Below are 18,153 nucleotides of genomic sequence, written 5' to 3'. Positions count from 1 at the left end.
GGTGACGTCTAGCCTGCACTAAAGGACCGTTGGTAGATCACTCAACGATCGTTGCTTCGGTTGCGCTGCGCAGCTCGCTGTCAGTGATGCCGTCGGCAAGTTCAACGAGCTTCAAACCGCCTTCGACGACGTCGAGCACGCCAAGGTTGGTGATGATCCGATCGACCACGCCCTGGCCCGTCAGCGGCAGCGTGCACGCTTTTAGGACCTTCGACTCTCCTGCCCTGTTGGTATGGTCCATGACGACGACCACCCGCTTCACGCCGGCAACCAGATCCATTGCGCCGCCCATGCCCTTAACCAGCTTGCCGGGGATCATCCAGTTGGCGAGGTCCCCACTCTCCGAAACTTCCATAGCGCCGAGGATAGCCATGGCGATCTTGCCGCCGCGGATCATTGCGAAGCTTTGAGCCGAGTCAAAGAAGGCCGAATGCGGCAGTGCCGTCACCGTCTGTTTGCCCGCATTGATGAGGTCGGCGTCAACCGCGTCTTCGGTCGGGAAGGGACCTATGCCGAGCAGGCCGTTCTCCGAGTGCAGCGTCACTTGAACGCCCTCGGGAATATGATTGGCGACAAGCGTCGGAATGCCGATGCCGAGATTGACGTAGGTGCCGTCTTCAAGTTCGCGCGCGGCCCGCGCCGCCATCTGGTTCCTGTCCCAAGCCATTCGTCTCTCCCTGCCCTCAAGCTGCCGCGCGTGTCGTGCGCTGTTCGATACGTTTCTCGTGCGCGCCCTGGACAAGGCGATGCACATATATCCCCGGCAGGTGGATCTGATCGGGATCTAGGCTTCCGGCAGGGACGATCTCCTCGACCTCCGCCACGCAAACCGTTCCGCAGGTCGCGGCCGGCGGGTTGAAGTTGCGTGCTGTCTTGCGAAAAACGAGATTGCCTGATGTGTCCGCCTTCCAGGCTTTGACGATCGACAGGTCCGCGACGATGGCTGTTTCAAGCACATAGGTCTCGCCGTTGAAGCTCTTGTGCTCCTTGCCCTCCGCGACCAAGGTGCCCATGCCGGTCTTAGTATAGAAGCCGGCGATGCCGGCGCCGCCGGCGCGCATGCGCTCGGCGAGCGTCCCCTGCGGATTGAATTCGAGTTCCAGTTCACCGCTCAGATACTGGCGCATGAACTCGGCATTTTCGCCGACGTAAGAGGAAATCATCTTTTTGATCTGTTTCGACTTCAACAGCACGCCGAGACCGAAATCGTCGACGCCGCAATTGTTCGAAGCAATCGTCAGGTCCTTGGTGCATGCCTCCCGGATCGCGGTGATCAAGAGTTCGGGTATGCCACAAAGCCCAAACCCGCCCGCGGCAACGAACATCCCGTCGAACAACAAACCATCAAGCGCCGAGCCCGCGTCGGTATAAATTTTGTTCACGTCACGCCTCCAAAATGGATAGTGCTGAGCCGATCGGCGGACCGACGTTCACCGTTAGAATTGGCATTTCTTAACGAGGACTTGTAAGCTAGAGCCTGCTCACAGGTCGTCCAGACGCGCCGCAAACGCCCCGTCCAGCGCGTGGATATACCGCCCTGCCGATGGGGAGGACACCGGCAGGGCGCGCCGCGCGTAGGTCTCGGTCGCGTGACGACTGGACAACGGCGGCAGGCTGTTGCTTTGCGTATCGAAAGTCACCAAACGGATGGCAGATAGGACGGCTCGATACCACAATCCCCGGAGAGCTACCGCTACCATCCGACCGCATCCCTAAACATGTACCACCATGACCCCAGCGTCGAATATTGCGCCCGGAACATTCGACCCCCTGGGAATGGATACCATGGCAGCTTCTCGAAGAAATCGAAGCGCGTCGCATCACCGTCGATTGCCTCGGCCAGGATGCGGCCAAAAAGGTGGAATCCGGTGACGCCATGACCACTACAGCCGTGGGTGAAATAGGTGTTCGCTCCGATTCGCCCCATTTGCGGCACGCGCGTGAAGGACAGCGCAAAATTGCCGCTCCAAGCATAGTCGATCGCGATGCCCTTGAGTTGCGGGAAGACCTTTTCGAGGTTCGGCCGCAGCTTAGCCACCACGTCGGCTGGATCCGTGCCACCATAGACGGAGCCGCCCCCAAAGATCATCCGCTTGTCGGCCGAGAGTCGGAAGTAGTCGAGGATATAGCGGGCATCCTCGACGCACATGTCGCTCGGAATCAGCGAACGAGCAACCTCTTCGCCGAGCGGTACGGTGGTGATCATTTGGGTCGAGACCGGCATGACGCGGGAAACGAGCTCGGGAACGGTGTCGCCCAGATAGGCATTGCCACAAAGCACCACGACGCGAGCCGATACTTCACCCTCTGTGGTTTGGACAATCGGCCGGGCACCCGTATTACGGATGCGGATTACCGGCGACATCTCATATATGGTGCCACCGAGGCCTTCGAAGGCGCGGGCCTCGCCGAGCACGAGATTCAGCGGATGCATATGGCCGCCGCTGGAATCGAGCATGCCCCCGCAATAGGCGCCCGAATTGACCAGCTTGCGAAGTGCCTCGCGGTCGAGCAGTTGATGGTCGTCCATGCCGTACTTGCGCCAGAGCGCCTGCTTGGATTCGAGCTCCTTCATATGCGCCGGAGTATAGGCCGCATAGATGTTTCCTGGCTTCAGGTCGCACTCGATATGATATTGGCTGACGAGGCGGCGAATGATCTTGCCGCCTTCCTGGACCAGACCACCGATAAACCGCGCCGCGCCCTCGCCGTAGCGGCGCTGGATCGTCGCGAGGCTGGCACCGAGGCCGTTGATGACCTGGCCGCCATTGCGTCCGGAAGCACCCCAGCCAACCTGCGCACCCTCGACGACAACGACCTTATAGCCCTTCTCCGCGAGGTGGATTGCCGTTGCCATCCCGGAATAGCCGGCGCCAACGACACAAATGTCGGTTTCTACCCGGCCCTGAAGCCGCACTGGGGTGCGGAGCATGTTGCGGGAGGCGGCGTAGTAACTGTTCGGATAGTTGCCGTCGCCGGCATACGATTTCTGTCTCATGACATCACACAATTTCCAAAGAAGCGCCGAGTTTGTACTCCGGCATCACAGCGAAGCCGGCGATCTGCCGGCCTTTTCTGGCGATCAGCATCGAAGGCAGCACCGATCGAAGATTTCGGAGGTGCGCACCGTATGAGGCGGCCGAGTAACACCATCTCCGCCAATTCTGCCATCAAGGCCTTGGTAATTGTCTTATGGAATCATAGCGATGCTTTGATTTAGACGACACGTATCGTTCCGCTTAGCGCGTCGAGTTCGGCCGGCGTGGCGTGCACGCGCCATTCGATGCGATCAGGGAAAAGCGCGAAGACGCTCGTGGCGAGGGTCTGGACGGTATCATCCTGCCGATTGTTGTCGCAAAAGATCGGGGTGGTCTTGTCGAATAGCACCGCCTCCGCGCCCATCACGAGCGCGCCTTCCGCGATCATCCGGTCCGCCGCATCCTGCCGGTTGCGGGAAGAGAGGGTGATCGTCTGCTCCAGCCCGTCGAATTCCTCGAAGAGGAGGTGGTTGGCGTGGGCACGCGGTGAGGCGACCTCCCGAACGGCGCAGCCAGAGGCCGGCGCCTCGACAGAGGCAAGCCGTCGCGTCTTCGCCTCACCGAGATTGTGATGAAAGCCACTGGCACGGTCCTTACGCTTAAGTATGTCGACTGCCTCGTCCAGACTTCCCGCATTGAGGATCGCGCGGCAGATGACCTGCCGGGGCACGCCAGGCTGAAAATCTTGAGCGCTGATGTGGTTGACAGTCTGAACGACCCCAGCCTCGTTTAACCCAAATGTGTGCCCCGGCAGCATGCCGGGGTACATGAAACTGCTCCAAGCGAGGCCTTCGTCGGGCTCGACCTCAAGCCACATACAACCGCCTAGAAACCCCGCGGCACCGTCCTCGTTATGGGCGATTATCGCCGGAGCGTCGCCTACCGCTGGAATGAGAAGAGTGGTGCAACCGGCGGCGGCTACGGCTTTCGTTAATGAAGAGACGTGCTCGGGAAGTCGTAGGTCGCCCCGGCAGTTCCAGAGGAAGACCGTTTCGAAATCCTGCCCGGCGCCTTCGGCGATGCCCTCGATCTCACGCACAATATGAGGATAGGCCGCGCGGGCTGCTGATTCGAGCGCACGAAGATATTCCGATCCACGCCAGCGAGCGTAGAGAGCCTGGAATTCCTCGGTGCCCAGGACGCGCTGGCGGAAGCCGGAGGCGGTCGCCCGCCCGAGTGTGAAGCCGATGGAAAACGCGTCGCCCTTAGCGCGAACGCGGGAGATGGGATTTCTGGACATATGCGGCCTCGGCTTTCTTTGAGGTTACTATGAATCTACCGGAGCGAGCCGGCGCAACATTGGGCATTCGGCGAGGCTATACCAACTGCAGGGCCGGCCCGGTTAGCACCATCCGTTCCCTCAGAATCCGTCCCTTGGGGTTGGTGGTACGTTGAAGAAGCTCTGTCGACACCGAGAACGCACTTGATCTAACAAAGGCGGCCAACCTCTCGCTGTCCATTGACCCCCGACCAAGCGGCGCCTATTCGCCAGACGCATGACTAACCCTCACTCATTCATGTCCATGCATGAATAATTCCGCTCGTTCAGCGATCCCTCTAGATAGGGCTAGTCAGATCCCGATTTGGCCGCTCTCCAAACCTCATCAGCAGGGCCGATACGACGAGCAGAAAAATACTGATTCCGGTAAGCAAAGAGGCGATGGCCGTGATCGTCGGATTGATCTGGAGTGCCAGCTCATTAAACATCCGCTTCGGAACGGTTTCATAGGTTCCTGAGATGAAGGTCGTGACGATGACCTCGTCGAAGCTGGTGATAAATGCGAAGATCCAGGCGGCTCCGATACTGGGAAGAACGTTAGGAAGCAGGACTCGCCACAGCATTACTCGCGTAGAAGCCCCTAATGTGAAGGCCACTTGCTCTAATCTGACGTCGAAACTCCGGAAGGCGACGGTCATCACGAGGACTACTACCGGAATCCCAAGGACCATGTGGCCGATGATAAGCGCCGGCAAGGTTCCGAGCAGACCGGTACGCGCGAACACAAGATACAGCGCCAGAGCGGTGATGATGGACGGAACCACGATCGGCACTATGAAATTGGCCTCGATAACCAGCCGTCCGGCAAACCTCCCCCGCACCAGGCCGTATGCGGCCGAGCCTCCAAGCAGTAGCGCCAGAGTGCTTGCAGCAAGCGCCACTTCTAACGAGGTCCATAGATCGTCGATCCAGCGTGGATCCGTGAAGAATGCTGCATACCAGCGAAGCGATAATCCAGGTGGTGGAAATTGGAGTGCGCTCGCGCTCGAGAACGACATTGGCACGACAACAAGGATCGGCAGAGACAGGAAAAGGAGAACTGAGACCGCCGCCGCACCCAGGATTACGCGGTCGAGGGCAATTTTGCGCTGGTGTACCACGATCGGCACAGCATCAAATGCACTCGGGGTGATCGGCATGTCGTGGCGGTCGTTTCGCCCTTGTCGATTGCTCATGACACTCCTCACATGCCCGAATGCGGCGCGACGCGGCGATAAACCGCGTAGAGAGCGAGGCTGGCCGCAAGCAATACGGTAGAAATTGCTGCAGCAAGTTCCCAGCTCGGCATCTTATTGATCAAGACGTCGAGGACATTTGCGATCATTGAGACGCGCCCGCCGCCAAGGAGTGCCGGAGTGATGTAAAACCCGATTGCTGAGATGAAGACCAGGAGAGTGCTCGCGGCAAGAGCTGGCAGAGTCAAGGGAAAGAAAACCATCCAGAATGTCTGGACGTCCGATCCGCCTAAGGTCGCTGCGGCCTGCAGTAGGCGTCGGTCGAGCTTCGTCATCGCGGCATAGAGGGGTAGGACCATGAACGGGATGAGAATGTTCGTCATGCCGATGATCACCCCGAGTTCGTTGTACATCAGAGCGATTGGTTGATCTATAACACCCAGAGACAGCAGCGCCCGATTGACGATGCCAGCATTTCCGAGGAGTACGATCCAGGCATAACTCCTCACCAGGACGCTGACCCAGAAGGGTATGACTACGAAAGCCATCGCGACCAACCGCCCAGTTGGTGATAGCCGGGTCATCCAATAGGCAACTGGATATCCAAGCAAAGCGGAGCAAAAGGTGGTAATTGCGGCCACCTTGAAGGTGTTCAGCAGGACTTTGAGATAAACCTCTTGCTCAATGAGGTGTTGGTAATTTGCCATCGTCCATGAGGGCGCAAAGCTGGTACGCAACATTAGCAAAATCGGAACGTCGAATGCGACCAACATGATCACAGCTAACGGAAGCACGTATGCAAAGCCGTTGCGATTGAACCCGGTACGTCCCATGTCCTAATTCCGCCAGCTGTTTTATTTCCGGCTCGCTGCCCTATTCACTTCCGGGCAGCGAGCCGGAGGATTCAATATACTTTCAAAGTCCCAACTTGAATTCCTGCCAGCGCTCTTCGACTTCCTTGCCGTGATCGACCCACCATTTGTAGTCGTAACCGACCTGGACATCCTTGTTCTGCTTGGCGGTCGGGAACTGACCGATCTTATCCTTTGGCAAGAGGGCACTAAGATCCGGGCTGGTTCCGGTATACGAAATGACGGTCGCCGCCAGAGCCTGATTCTCCGGCACCGTCATCTCGTGCAGCAGCTTCATCGCGGCAGCCTTTTGCGCCGGGTTGGCGCCGCGCGGGACGGCGAAGAAGCTGAGATCGATCAGACCTTGGTTGAATGAGTAGTCCAGCTTCGGCTCGGTGGTGACCCGTCCTGACCATGCGATAGCATACTGAACTTCATTGTCATTCAGGAGTTGGGGCGGCTGGGCACCGGTGGACCACCAGACAGCAACGTCGGGGCTAAGCTTTTTCAAGCTCTTGAAGGCTCGGTCAAGATCGAGTGGATAGAGCTGTTCAGGCTTAACGCCGTCAGCCAACAAAGCCATCGGAATAGCATAAAATGCTATGTCTGGGATGGCGCGCTTACCCGGGAAATCTTTGACATTCCAGAAATCGGCCAAGGTCTTTGGCGCCTTGGCGTCCTTACGCCACGTCATGATTGTTGAATAATACTCATATCCCAGTGCGTAATCATCGCGCGCCTCGGGAAACATCGGCAAGGGAGCGATCGCACCCCAATCGAGCGGTTCAATCAGGTTCAAAGCCTTGGCCTGCTGGACCTCAGTGCCAACGAGCTCGAAAAGCACTGCCGAGATGCTGCCGGACGCGACCATCGCCTGCAGCTTTCCGATCCCGTTCGGGTTCTCGCGGACCACCTTTACGCCAGTCTTTTGCGTGAACGGCTCGATGTAGCCTTTCTGGATCGAGTCACCGGATTGACCGCCGGCTTCGACCATGCGGAGTTCAGTTACCGCATCATCCGCCCTTGCGTCGAAGGAAGCACCAGCGAAGATCGTTACGCCTGCAAGCAATGCTAACAAAGTGGAAAGTGTTCTTTTCGTTTTCATCGTGGAGTTCCTCTCAGCATCTTCTTAGTGGTTGAGTTAGACTCTTAGTAATTCGGGCGCGGCTGGCTGGGCCTTGGTCCGGGACGTGCCGCCCTCAGGAATGAGCCACACGGCTTCAGAATCCCAATCGAGGCGAACGGATGCCCCAGGCGGATATGGCCGCCCCGTTTGCATGCAAGCGGCGATCAATGGTGTGCCGTGCACTGTCTCGACATGATAACGAACGGTCTGGCCGAGATAGACGGATTCGATGACGGTCGCGGGGACACCCCGCTCCGAATTAGGCCCGAGCACGCGAACATGTTCAGGCCGTATGCTGATGGTAACGAGTGACCCGGACGGCTCGTCCGAAGCGCGGTAGGGCAATTCCTCGCCTGAGCGGAGCCGGATAACCCAATTCCCGGTACCATGCCGGATCGCTTCGCCATCAAGGCAATTGGTAGTACCGAGAAAGCCTGCGACAAACCGGTTGGCGGGTCTAGTATACGCTTCCAAGGGCTCAGCAATCTGTTGGACTGCACCATCGGCCAAGACAAGCACGCGATCCGAGAGCGAAAGTGCTTCCTCCTGATCGTGGGTGACCAGGATCGTAGTAATCCCGAGTTTGCGTTGCAATTGTTTCAGCTCGACTTGCAACTGCTCGCGCAGCATTCGGTCCAGAGCCGCAAGCGGCTCGTCGAGTAGCAGGATATCCGGTTGAAACACGATGGCCCGGGCAAACGCAACGCGCTGCTGCTGGCCGCCGGAAAGCTGGGCGGGGAGGCGCGCTTCGAAACCGCGGAGGCGCACTAGGTCCAGCGCATCGCCGACCCGCCGCCGCGCATCCTCTGCTGGCACGCCGCGCACCTTCAACGGAAAGGCGACGTTGTCGAACACTGACATATGCGGAAACAGCGCGTAGCTCTGGAACACCAGCCCGATATTGCGTTGCGCCGGCCGGGTAGCCGTGACGTCGCGCCCGCCGAGAACAATACGACCGGTGGTTGGCTCCGTCAGGCCGGCAATCAGCGAAAGGACCGTCGTTTTTCCCGACCCGCTGGGTCCGAGAATGGTCACGAACTCGCCCTGTTCGGCCGTGAAGTCGAGCCGCTCCAGCGCGCGGAACTGGCCGTATTGCTTCGAAAGCCCCTCAAGACTGACCGATGCCATTAGCCGAGCGCCTCCCTAGTTCTCCTCTGCTTCCTGTATCTTCGTTAAAAACCATTGCGCGTCTAACATTTTATGGACATAGATCAATCGCGAATGAGCAATAATACCCTCTCAGGCATCTGCGGGCGTTCATCGCGAATGCGGAGCTCGGCCGATATACCGCTGCTGCCCTGCTTCCCGAACAGCGCGCTGTCACCGTAAATTCCTGGCAGCGGCCGCAGCGAGGCTCAGCTCACAGCTTCGCGGAGATCAGAGGGTGCGAATCATCGTCGTTGCATTCCGGCCGAGATCATTGCAGCCGCCGGGCATTGCCAGGGTGGCTCGGGCGGGGCCGTCAGTACGGGTGTGTGGTGCAACTAAAATGCGCCAATTCGGCACGCAATTTGCGCGGGTGCGGCGGACGGCCCCAATCCGTCACGGAGTCAGTGGTGACACGGGATACGATGTCATTCGGTTCGCGATTGCCAATTCTCTATTGGAGTGTTCAATGGTCCATCTCCATTATGACATCCCGTTCCTGACTGCCCTTGAGGTATTCGAGGCATCGGCACGCCATTTATCGTTCAGGCTTGCGGCTTCCGAGCTTGAATTGACATCGGGACAGATCCGTCGGCAGATCAAAGCCATCGAGGAGGAGCTTGGCGTTCGGCTGATTGTAGAGCCTGGGGCTGACGTCGTGCTTACCAGTGCTGGTGAAGACCTCTATAGGTTGCTCGCAAGCAGCTTTGCACGGGCGTCGGAAGTCGTAAGGATCATTCCGCAACTATTCCCGACCTGCGACCCCGCACGTCGAATGGATCGAACCTGACTGGGGCCGGCTAGGGCGAGATCCTGAGCCGCTCCCCGCGGTAGGATGCCACGGAACGATCAAGGGCTCTGGCTTTGTCCCTTTTTGTGGCGGGATGACGCGCAGCAGCCCGTTGGTGCTCTTGTTGGCGCGGCGCTGCCGTGGGCTTTGCGCGACCGTGATCCCGCGCATCTCTATCCACAAACCTCGTGTCCTAAGCTGGACAAGAATGTCGAAAACCTGACGAAACCGACGCCAGGGCCGGGCGCCAGTACTTCCCGAAGGTACAGACCTGAGCATCCACAGCGCCGAGGAGATCGCCGCCGTGGCAGCAGCCCTCAATGCCCGACCGAGAAAGACGCTCGGCTGGAAAACGCTCGCAGAGGCATTGCCGCGTTGCTGCCATGAGTGAACACAATCGGTGTAGCGACGACTGCGTGAATCCGCAACAAAGTTAATCTACGTCGCAACAAATCCTTCAACGAAATTGACAGAACCTTTGCGACCGCGGATCACTGACGATGGTAACCTCACTGCAAAGTTCGAGCTCAAGCACCCTGAAAGATTGGTGCCTGTTTTTAGGCTCAACCGCACAGAAATGCAACGGAGGCCATCGCCAATGGCAAGTAGAGCGCTCATCTTGGTCGAAGGCGATACGACGGGTACTGGTCTTCTATACGTCCAAGCGGCCCGGCGTCTTGGTCTTCATCCAATCACCCTGTCGGCTGATCCATCTCAGTACGACTATGAGGCAATCTGTGTCGATACCGACAATCTCGACGCGCTGATCCGCGAATGTTCCCATTTAGGGGCTACATATGACATTGCTGGCATCACGTCGTCCCTTGAGGATTACTACGCAACCATTGGCAAACTTTGCCGGCATTTCGACCTACCCGGACCGAACCCCGCATCGATTGAACGATGCTGCGACAAACCCGCTCAACGTCAGCTCCTCGCAGAGGCCGGCGTTCCAATACCCGCTTTTCGCGTCGCCGCAAATGCAGCGGAGGTGGAAAGCGCTGCCACAGAGATCGGCCTTCCGGTGGTTCTTAAGCCAGCCGTAGGCGCAGGCAGCAAAGGTGTCCGATTGTGCCGCAACGCAGACGAGGTGGCCGAACATACGATCTATCTTTTGGGCGGGAAGTACAAATGGCGGTCTTCGCCGGGGATATTGGTCGAAGAATTCGCACAAGGCCCCCAGTATAGCATTGAAACTATGGGAAATGAGGTCATTGGGATTGCCGCCGCTGACTTCGGTCCCCCACCGCATTTTGTGCTTCGTCAGTTCACGTTCCCGGAGGCGTTTACTGAAGAGGAGCATTCGCGTATCGCCGGTCTTGCGCTTGGCTGTATGCGAGCTCTCGGCGTCGGCTGGGGGCCTATGAATATCGAATTCCGATGGACGAAGCGTGGCCCAGTCGTCATTGAGGTCAATCCGCGCCTTGGTGCCGTGCCTACTCCTCAACTGGTCCAACTGGCTTGCGGTGTCGACCTCGTCACCGAGCACATCAAGCTCGTCATTGGCGAGGAATGGGATTTGCGAACAAAGCATTCGCAGACTGCGGCCGCGCGGATCCTGGTTCCTGATCGCGATGGCATCCTCGATTGGATCGATGGCGAGCGTGGGGCGGCTGCTATGCCAGGTATCGCCGAGGTTAAATTGTACGCCAAACCCAACATGCCGATCGTCAGGAACGGCGATTTCCGCGACTGGATTGGCTTTGTCATTGCAGTTTCACCCAGCCGTGCTGAGACAGAGGCACTACTTCAGCGTGCCGTCGACTCAATCGATTTGTCGATCTCACCGTTCCCGAACCCGGCGGACAGTAAGAATTGGTGGCCACCAACACGTGGCGTCTCGTAGAGGCGGTGGGTGCCGAGCTTTATGTATTGATAGGACGGAAGAAACGCAGGCGGGCGGCAGAGGACGTATCTCAGCTCGTGGAAAGATTCGGTCGATCCCGCTTGAATAGTCGCCGACATCCATCTCGAAATATCGATGAGTTGTACCGATGAGGCTGACGACCGAACGTCTAATATTACGTCCCTGGGAGGACAAAGACCGACGCCCAATGGCAAGAATTTACGGGGATGCGCAGGTCAGACGGTTCTCTTCCAAAGTGCTGACGGTCGAGGACGCGAATGTCAGGATTGACCTAGCGATCGAGCGCGCCCGGACCAACGGGTTTCACTATCAGGCGGCGGAGCTGAAAGGCAGCGGCGAGCTTATTGGCCTGATGGGGCTTGGCGTCCTCTCGGAGACGGTGCAGGCGGCAATTCCCAACCATCTGCGCGTCGAAATCGGATGGGTACTCGCAAAGGAGCATTGGGGCAAAGGACTCGCGCCGGAAGGCGCGCGGGCATGGCTCGACTACGCTTGGTCAATCGGTCTGCCTGAGGTCGCCGCCTGCACGGCCAGGGAGAACGCGCCGAGCCAAAGGGTCATGCAGAAGATCGGCATGATCTATGATCCAACACGCGACTACGAAAACCGGACGTTCGGCGAGGGTCATTGGTTGCGGCCGGGCGTGGTCTACCGGAAGCGGAACCCGACACAATGAGCGCAGCATCCCGGCTGTCACGGCGTCAAACACGTGGTTTGCCCCTCTGCTCGCACAACCTCCTCGGTGGCACGCCGATTGCTAGGACACGGTGCACGACCGTTGCGCCATAGCGGTGTCGCATACTCCCGACCGAGGAGGTCGGAACAAGCTCGCCGCTTGGCCAACCGATACCGGCGGGCACGCGGCGCCAGACGAGTTGTTGTCTTCGGTCGAAGAAATTCGAACGAATGAAGGTGACAGCGGAGCAACCATCCAAGGAGGAGCCCATGCGAATAGCTATTGTGCGCAATGATGAAACCACAGGTGTGATCAACCGGTTTGGTCAGTCTTGTCCCGAGAAATTCGGCCGCGATTCAGGCAACCGCGTGGCGGCGGCACTACAAGAGGGCGGGCACGAGACGCTGCTGTGCGAAGGCGATAAAGGACTGCTCGCCACGCTCGAGCGGTTCATGCCACCTGCGTCCCAAGCCTGCCCCTCGGGAATCGTTTTCAACCTGGCATACGGAATTCAGGGGGAGAGCCGTCTCACCCACGTTCCGGCAATGCTCGAGATGGCTGGCGTCCCGTACACTGGATCCGGTCCGCTCGGGCATGGGCTGGCGCTCGATAAGGTTATCGCCAAGAGGCTCGTCCGCGATCGTGGCTTGCCAACACCGAATTTTCGCGTGATGCGTCACGGCACCGAAAGTACCGGCGAGCTGCGATTCCCAATGATAGTGAAGCCCCGTCACGAATCGGACAGCTGTGGAGTGCAGCTCGTACATGAGCCCGCTCAGTTGAGGCAGGCCGTAGAAGTGATCGTCACGCAGTTCGCTCAGGATGCGCTCGTGGAAGAGTATATCGAGGGGCAAGAAATTTGGGTCGCGCTGCTGGGAAACGAAGAACTCGAAGTGTTGCCTCTTGTGGAGCAGGATTTCGGCGACCGCGACACGCGTTTTGTGACTTGGGAAGCGAAGCACATGGAGGCTGCGGCGCCGCCGAAGATTTGCCCCGCTCAGATCGGAAGCAGCCTTGCGACGGTGCTGCGGGATATTTCGGTTGCGACTTTCCTTGCCTGCCAATGCCGGGACTACGCTCGCATCGACTTCCGGATCGACCGCTCCGGCCAGCCGCTTGTCCTGGAGATCAATACCATGCCGGGGTTCGATACGGGCAATGCTTATGCCTTAGCCGCGATGACCGCCGGATACAGCTTCTCAGGCTTGGTCAATCGCATCCTGGATGTCGCTCACACGCGGTATTTCGGATCCGCATTCCCCTGACATGCAAACACCGCACCAGGCGACAGGCTACTTTGCATGTCCGTCGAACGCTGGCCCTCGATGGGGCCAACGATATTGTGTTCACACCCGTCGACCGCTCCCGACCAAGGCATTGCGCGCTATGCGTGCTTCAAACTCACCGTGAGATGTTTGTGTCACGACGACCCCGAAATACTCATCAAGGAGGGCGATCACGCGCTGCGTGTGGTTCCGGAGCTGCTCTAGCCCGTACATCTTCACGACGTATTCGGCTAACAGTTGGAGAGCGCTCTCTTCGTCTCCTCCGTGAAAGACGAACGGGTCTGAGATTCGCTGCACAGTTACGTCATCAAACTGCGCAGCAGCGAACAGATCGAGCACCTCGCCTGCGGTAAAATGAGGATAGTCATGTGGGGTCACTGAATGCGTTGACACCACGTCAGCGAACCAGCGGGCAGTGGGGGAGCCCTCTTCAAAGTCATGAAGAACGAAGATGCCACCGGACCGGAGAATACGCGCAGCCGCCCGGACAGCAGTGCCGCGCTCAGCGCGCGGGATGTGGTGCGTGCCGTAAGCCATCAGCACACCATCCACCGATCCATCTTTTATCCAGAACGGATCGGTCGCGCCCTGCCAGGTCGCAAACAGGCCATCTCGGATGCAACGGTCTACCATGAACTGTGAGACGTCAGAGTTGATGAAACTTGGGCAGCGCGCTGCACCCAAGAGCCGGTGCGCTACCTTGTTCACGTAGCCGTCACCGGCGAGAAGATCGCAGAAGATCAGTGATGAACACAATCCGTCGCGACCATTGGGGTGCATTTTTCCCAATAAATCCATCACGCCCTCCGATCGTGCCAGCAGGGACAGTTGGATGCTATCGAGGTAGTCCGAACCACGCCCTTCCGGGGTGAACTCGTTGCGCGACAGTTTGGCAAGGCGGTCGAATGACTCTCTGAGGATTCGGGGCTCGATGGCCTTGAAGGCCACCGGGTTTATTTTTTTCAACTGGGAGAGGTGCGAATCTATAGTATTGGGAAACATTGTGTTCTCCATGGTGACCAGGCGCCGGCGGGTAGAGCGATAGAATCTGTTCGTGGTTGAGTTTGTGGACTCCGGCCTTGGAGAGACTGTGGCGGCCGTGGGAGTCTTGTGCACGCCGTATTCATGCGCGCCTTTGGATCTCATCCTTCGGGCAGATCGTCCAACCAGCAGGCGCCCTCAAGGTGCGGCCGGGAAAAGATCATTCCGATTTTTTCGGGACTCTTGTTTTGATGATACCGCATATAGATACGGCCATCGGCTCCAAGGTCGAGGACTTCGATCTTTCCTGTGTGATGGGACATGATGTATTTGAAGGTTTTGTGGATGCCGCTGAGGCGTTGGTTGATGCCGCGAGCAATCTCTATTCCGCGGCGCAGTGAAACCTGAAAATGGGAAGCGCCTTTCACCGGTCTGGCCTGAAAGAGATAGTACGGGCGGATACCCATTTGGTGACATTTGGCGAATGTGGCAGCCAAGATCTCAGGATCATCGTTGACTTTTGCGAGAAGCACGGTTTGGTTCAGGAACTGCACGCCCTGTGCGCGCAAGGAGCGAATCTTGTGCTCCGCCTCAACCGAGATTTCGCCAATGTGGTCGAAGTGCGTGACGATCACTGCGGCCTTACCTGCTTCATCGATCCGTTTGAACAAAGCCGCTAACGCGGGATCCTCGAACCGTTTTGGCTGATAGGCTAGTGTTTTTGTACCGAATCGAATCGAATCCAGATGTCGGATTGGCAGCAGATGATCAAGCATCTTGTCGAGCTTGGCCGTGCTGAGTACCAGCGGATCGCCCCCTGTTATCAGCACGTTCGTAATTTCGGGATGGCCGCGAATATATTGCCCAATTTGCGCGAAATCAGCTGCGATTTCATCGGAATCCTTTCCGACAAGGCGTTTGCGAAGGCAATAGCGGCAATATGAGGCGCAACGGTCCGTTGCCATCACCAACCCGGTTTGGGCGTACTTGTGCTGAAACCCGGGAAAGACCGTATTAACTAGCTCGCCGCTCGTGTCCAGGTTTCCGGGACTTTCGAACTCTTGGAACGAAGGCTCCACGATGTACTTGAGCTGTTCGTAATAACCGCTGTTGGTGATCTGCTCACGATAAGACTTTGTGACATGGTAGCGCATGATGCTACTGGCTTGCAGTTCACCCTCGGTAACGACGCGCGGCCCCTCAATGAAATTCATCACCGTTGTGTCGGGTCGCGGGGCCGAGTTGGCGGGAGATGCTTGAGGAGGGCAAACGAGAGGCGCCGCGGCGGTCGCCCGCGTCTTCAGCTCTCCATCGCTAAGGCTCTGGTCCTTGTAGACAACCGCGATTTTCGGATCCCGCTCCGTCTGCGCCCCAAGCAGTTCGTGAACCCAGCGGTCCTGAAGACGGGCATCTTCCGCTGGGTTTGATTCTATCGCAAATCGACACTCCTCCGCCAACAGAAGGGGTACCGACCAGACTCGTTGCCCGGGGGCAGCCGCCATCTGGCTCAGCGCCTGCTGCAAATAGCTCACGAACTGCTCCACCGTGCTCCGCTCAAACAGAGACGTCGGATAGATCAGCCTTCCGCAGATCGCTTCGCCGACCTCGAAAAGGTTAAGCGCTAGATCATGTTGCGCGACACGATCGCCAACGCCTACATATTCAAGCTCGAGTCCCGGCAGTTGGGCCGACTCCCCAAGATTGTTTTGCCATTTAAATATAACGTCCGGTTTGTGGGGCGGATCGATGAGTTCCACCGCCTGCTCAAATGGCAGGTCCTGATCATCCTGCGCCCCAGGCACGGCGGCATTCGCTCGTTCTAGCAATGTCTCCAGTGTCGGATCTCCCGACAGATCAATCCGCAACGCCAGGGTCCTGACGAAGCAGCCGATTAGCCCCTCGATCTCGGAGCGGGTGCGGTTGGCGCGAGGTGTGCCGATCACCAGCTCGTTTCGACCCGACAGCCGCGCCAGTACCAGCGCCCAGCCCGCCAGCAGGGTCACGAACAGCGTCGTCCCATGATGCTGGCTCAGTTCCTTGAGCTGTCCACTCAGTTGCCCGTCCAACACGAACTCGACATAATTGCCAATGTAGTCTCGCTGCGCCGGCCGCGGCCGGTCTGTCGGCAGTTCCAGCACTTCTGGTGTGCTGTCCAGCATTCGGAGCCAGTATTCCGATTGCCGCTCCAGGAGTTCCTTTGCCAGCCGACCTCGCTGCCAAATCGCGTAGTCCGCATACTGGACCGGCAATGGCCTCAGCTGATCCGCGCGGCCTTCCCGGGCCGCGGAGTAGAGCTCGCAAAGCTCGCAGACCAGAATCTCCTGCGACCGGCCGTCCGAGACCATGTGGTGCAGGATGATAAGCAGCATATGATCGTCCTCCGACAAGCGCGTCAGTCGTGTACGGATCAACGGCCCCGCTTCCAGGTCGAACACCGCCTTCCCTTCAAAACGCATGAGCTCCGCAAGGGTCGCCTCCACATCCGCTACCGCCGTCAGATCGTCTCGTTTCAGCGGAAGGCCGATATCCGCCGGCCCAAACCTTTGGAACGGCTCGCCGTCCTCCACCCCGAAGGTGGTGCGCAGCACCTCATGACGGGCCACCAACCCGTCCAAGGCCGACTGGAGGGCCGCCTCGTCCAATTCGCCGCGAAGTCGAAGCCCCACATAGATGAGATCGGCCTTGCTGCCGCCCAGCCGCTGGGACAGGAACCAAAGCCGCTGTTGGGGAAGCGACAGTGGCACCCGTGACGGACGCGGCAAAGCTTCAATTGGCGGGACCGCACCCAGTGGTGCATCTGTTGCATTGATTTGGGTTGGTCGAGTAAGACTCACGTACACCTCCTCGGTCGAAGCATTAGACGCCGTGGCGCAACGGTCCTGCACCGTGTCCAAGCAATCGGCGTGCCACCGGGAGGTTGTGCGAGCAGAGAGGCAAACCACGTATTCCAAGCCGCAAACGGACGGAATGCTGCACCTCATTGTGTCGGGTTCCGAACAGCGACGTCTTCAACCGACACGGTGTCAGCTTCAGCAATTCCTAGCCATGGCCGCTCAAGATGCGCATTGCACAGCAAGGGAAGTTATTGCGACAAGGCCCTGCCGAAAGGTAGCGTTCCTTTGAAGCTGCCGACGTCGATCGAGCACCCGAGGGATCCCAATGCTGGCCACCTCCGCTTTACTTTGATCGCATCGAGCGAGACAACCGGCGCTCATAGCACCCTCTACAGCCGCGAAATCGTGCTCTTGCTGAGTTCCTCAGCATTTTCGGTCGCCAAGCCGACGCTTTCCTTGAAAATGTGTGGCCGTCAAGCCGCCACCTTAGGCTCACACGCGCATGGCGGTCGGTGCGTGGTATTTTGGTTCGCGACTTCCCAGTCTTACGAAAGGTTCATGATGCTTTGCTAATGGGCCCATTTCGGGGAGCGTTTCATGGACGAAAATGGACCATATCGGGAGGCGTATCGCCTTGAGCGCATCGGACGCGGCGCAACCAGTATCATCGCGACTTTCTATTCAGCCAAAGAGGCACGGACGATCATCCCTAGTTTGAATGATAATTACCGGTTGATGCAGGGTGACAGGCAGATCTGGCCCAGTGTGGGTTCATCCGCACGTCATCATCAGGCCGCCGATTAGCGAGGCCGACTTCGACGGGCTTCCCAAGAAAGACCACCTGCCCGGTTTCGGCCGGGCATTTTCTAGCTGTCGGCAAGCGCCAGTTTCGACCGGATCGTGCCGATTGCGTTCACGATGGCATCCGCGGCGTGAACATCGAGAGCAACATCCAGGATACCTTCGGTCGTCCGTATCGACAGGATGCCGAGAGTGCCTTGCTCATCGTTCACGGTGCCGACGTGGATTTCGGTTGGCACGAAAGGCCTCGCCTTATCCGTCCGCTTCATCGTTCACCTATGTTGAGGGGTGAGACACAATGGC

At 58.4% G+C, this 18,153-nt stretch carries 16 protein-coding genes and 1 pseudogene; 6 read left to right on the top strand and 11 right to left on the bottom strand.

Translation table 11 applies throughout. From position 1 onward, the window contains the following. Window positions 1-37: 37 nt before the first annotated feature. The 8 genes from ACWGTI_RS26215 to ACWGTI_RS26180 form a co-directional block, all read right to left on the bottom strand. A complete protein-coding gene (locus ACWGTI_RS26215) occupies window positions 38-667 on the bottom strand; it encodes a 3-oxoacid CoA-transferase subunit B (protein ID WP_454589808.1) in 630 nt (209 codons plus the stop codon). A gap of 16 nt (window positions 668-683) precedes the next feature. Continuing rightward, on the bottom strand, window positions 684-1,382 hold the full coding sequence (locus ACWGTI_RS26210; protein WP_454589807.1) for a CoA transferase subunit A: 699 nt from the start codon (window positions 1,380-1,382) through the stop codon (window positions 684-686). A 311-nt stretch (window positions 1,383-1,693) separates the two neighbouring features. Then, entirely contained in the window at window positions 1,694-2,998 is a 1,305-nt protein-coding gene (locus tag ACWGTI_RS26205; protein ID WP_454589806.1) for an NAD(P)/FAD-dependent oxidoreductase, read from the bottom strand. A gap of 218 nt (window positions 2,999-3,216) precedes the next feature. After that, window positions 3,217-4,278, bottom strand: a complete 1,062-nt coding sequence (locus tag ACWGTI_RS26200; protein WP_454589805.1) for a C45 family autoproteolytic acyltransferase/hydolase — start codon at window positions 4,276-4,278, stop codon at window positions 3,217-3,219. Window positions 4,279-4,595: 317 nt separating this feature from the next. Then, window positions 4,596-5,492 carry an ABC transporter permease gene (locus tag ACWGTI_RS26195; RefSeq protein ID WP_454589804.1) on the bottom strand — a complete coding sequence of 299 codons (897 nt, stop codon included), beginning with the start codon at window positions 5,490-5,492 and terminating at the stop codon, window positions 4,596-4,598. Between the two features lie 8 nt (window positions 5,493-5,500). Continuing rightward, a complete protein-coding gene (locus ACWGTI_RS26190) occupies window positions 5,501-6,325 on the bottom strand; it encodes an ABC transporter permease (protein ID WP_454589803.1) in 825 nt (274 codons plus the stop codon). Window positions 6,326-6,407: 82 nt separating this feature from the next. Beyond that, window positions 6,408-7,448 (bottom strand): extracellular solute-binding protein, encoded by a 1,041-nt coding sequence (locus tag ACWGTI_RS26185; RefSeq protein ID WP_454589802.1) that lies wholly within the window; start codon window positions 7,446-7,448, stop codon window positions 6,408-6,410. A gap of 36 nt (window positions 7,449-7,484) precedes the next feature. Further along, window positions 7,485-8,597, bottom strand: a complete 1,113-nt coding sequence (locus tag ACWGTI_RS26180; RefSeq protein ID WP_454589801.1) for an ABC transporter ATP-binding protein — start codon at window positions 8,595-8,597, stop codon at window positions 7,485-7,487. Between the two features lie 487 nt (window positions 8,598-9,084). On the opposite strand from ACWGTI_RS26180, the gene ACWGTI_RS26175 reads away from it, so the two are divergent. The 5 genes and pseudogenes from ACWGTI_RS26175 to ACWGTI_RS26155 all read left to right on the top strand — a co-directional run bounded on the left by ACWGTI_RS26175 (window position 9,085) and on the right by ACWGTI_RS26155 (window position 13,213). Next, on the top strand, window positions 9,085-9,405 hold the full coding sequence (locus ACWGTI_RS26175; protein WP_454589800.1) for a LysR family transcriptional regulator: 321 nt from the start codon (window positions 9,085-9,087) through the stop codon (window positions 9,403-9,405). 256 nt (window positions 9,406-9,661) lie between these two features. Further along, window positions 9,662-9,825: pseudogene (locus ACWGTI_RS26170) on the top strand (IS30 family transposase); the annotation flags it as partial. A 178-nt stretch (window positions 9,826-10,003) separates the two neighbouring features. Further along, window positions 10,004-11,251, top strand: a complete 1,248-nt coding sequence (locus tag ACWGTI_RS26165) for an ATP-grasp domain-containing protein (RefSeq protein WP_454589799.1) — start codon at window positions 10,004-10,006, stop codon at window positions 11,249-11,251. A 148-nt stretch (window positions 11,252-11,399) separates the two neighbouring features. Beyond that, on the top strand, window positions 11,400-11,948 hold the full coding sequence (locus tag ACWGTI_RS26160; protein WP_454589798.1) for a GNAT family N-acetyltransferase: 549 nt from the start codon (window positions 11,400-11,402) through the stop codon (window positions 11,946-11,948). A 269-nt stretch (window positions 11,949-12,217) separates the two neighbouring features. Continuing rightward, window positions 12,218-13,213 (top strand): D-alanine--D-alanine ligase family protein, encoded by a 996-nt coding sequence (locus ACWGTI_RS26155; protein WP_454589797.1) that lies wholly within the window; start codon window positions 12,218-12,220, stop codon window positions 13,211-13,213. Between the two features lie 81 nt (window positions 13,214-13,294). Here ACWGTI_RS26155 and ACWGTI_RS26150 read toward each other — a convergent pair whose 3' ends face one another. Together ACWGTI_RS26150 and ACWGTI_RS26145 are read right to left on the bottom strand one after the other, a co-directional pair. Next, window positions 13,295-14,236 (bottom strand): class I SAM-dependent methyltransferase, encoded by a 942-nt coding sequence (locus ACWGTI_RS26150; protein WP_454589796.1) that lies wholly within the window; start codon window positions 14,234-14,236, stop codon window positions 13,295-13,297. A gap of 140 nt (window positions 14,237-14,376) precedes the next feature. Beyond that, complete coding sequence (locus tag ACWGTI_RS26145; protein WP_454589795.1) at window positions 14,377-17,049, bottom strand: condensation domain-containing protein; 2,673 nt, start codon at window positions 17,047-17,049, stop codon at window positions 14,377-14,379. Between the two features lie 597 nt (window positions 17,050-17,646). Here ACWGTI_RS26145 and ACWGTI_RS26140 point away from each other — a divergent pair. Continuing rightward, the gene (locus ACWGTI_RS26140; protein WP_454589794.1) at window positions 17,647-17,853 is read left to right on the top strand and encodes a hypothetical protein; all 207 of its coding nucleotides are present in this window, start codon (window positions 17,647-17,649) and stop codon (window positions 17,851-17,853) included. 62 nt (window positions 17,854-17,915) lie between these two features. On the opposite strand, the gene ACWGTI_RS26135 is transcribed toward ACWGTI_RS26140, so the two are convergent. Next, window positions 17,916-18,089: a hypothetical protein gene (locus ACWGTI_RS26135; RefSeq protein WP_454589793.1), complete on the bottom strand. Its 174-nt coding sequence runs from the start codon at window positions 18,087-18,089 to the stop codon at window positions 17,916-17,918. Window positions 18,090-18,153 lie beyond the last annotated feature (64 nt).

The organism is Mesorhizobium sp. ArgA1 (genome assembly GCF_053714375.1).
The sequence above is the reverse complement of the archived record's forward strand: the minus strand, read 5'-3'. Positions and strand labels throughout refer to the sequence as shown.

Excerpts from the sequence above, each read along its gene's own strand:
- ACWGTI_RS26190 (WP_454589803.1), bottom strand. The coding sequence starts at position 6,325 with ATGGGACGTACCGGGTTCAATCGCAACGGCTTTGCATACGTGCTTCCG.
- ACWGTI_RS26140 (WP_454589794.1), top strand. The coding sequence starts at position 17,647 with ATGGACGAAAATGGACCATATCGGGAGGCGTATCGCCTTGAGCGCATC.
- ACWGTI_RS26160 (WP_454589798.1), top strand. The coding sequence starts at position 11,400 with ATGAGGCTGACGACCGAACGTCTAATATTACGTCCCTGGGAGGACAAA.
- ACWGTI_RS26205 (WP_454589806.1), bottom strand. The coding sequence starts at position 2,998 with ATGAGACAGAAATCGTATGCCGGCGACGGCAACTATCCGAACAGTTAC.
- ACWGTI_RS26175 (WP_454589800.1), top strand. The coding sequence starts at position 9,085 with ATGGTCCATCTCCATTATGACATCCCGTTCCTGACTGCCCTTGAGGTA.
- ACWGTI_RS26185 (WP_454589802.1), bottom strand. The coding sequence starts at position 7,448 with ATGAAAACGAAAAGAACACTTTCCACTTTGTTAGCATTGCTTGCAGGC.
- ACWGTI_RS26165 (WP_454589799.1), top strand. The coding sequence starts at position 10,004 with ATGGCAAGTAGAGCGCTCATCTTGGTCGAAGGCGATACGACGGGTACT.
- ACWGTI_RS26150 (WP_454589796.1), bottom strand. The coding sequence starts at position 14,236 with ATGTTTCCCAATACTATAGATTCGCACCTCTCCCAGTTGAAAAAAATA.
- ACWGTI_RS26200 (WP_454589805.1), bottom strand. The coding sequence starts at position 4,278 with ATGTCCAGAAATCCCATCTCCCGCGTTCGCGCTAAGGGCGACGCGTTT.
- ACWGTI_RS26180 (WP_454589801.1), bottom strand. The coding sequence starts at position 8,597 with ATGGCATCGGTCAGTCTTGAGGGGCTTTCGAAGCAATACGGCCAGTTC.
- ACWGTI_RS26155 (WP_454589797.1), top strand. The coding sequence starts at position 12,218 with ATGCGAATAGCTATTGTGCGCAATGATGAAACCACAGGTGTGATCAAC.
- ACWGTI_RS26195 (WP_454589804.1), bottom strand. The coding sequence starts at position 5,492 with ATGAGCAATCGACAAGGGCGAAACGACCGCCACGACATGCCGATCACC.
- ACWGTI_RS26215 (WP_454589808.1), bottom strand. The coding sequence starts at position 667 with ATGGCTTGGGACAGGAACCAGATGGCGGCGCGGGCCGCGCGCGAACTT.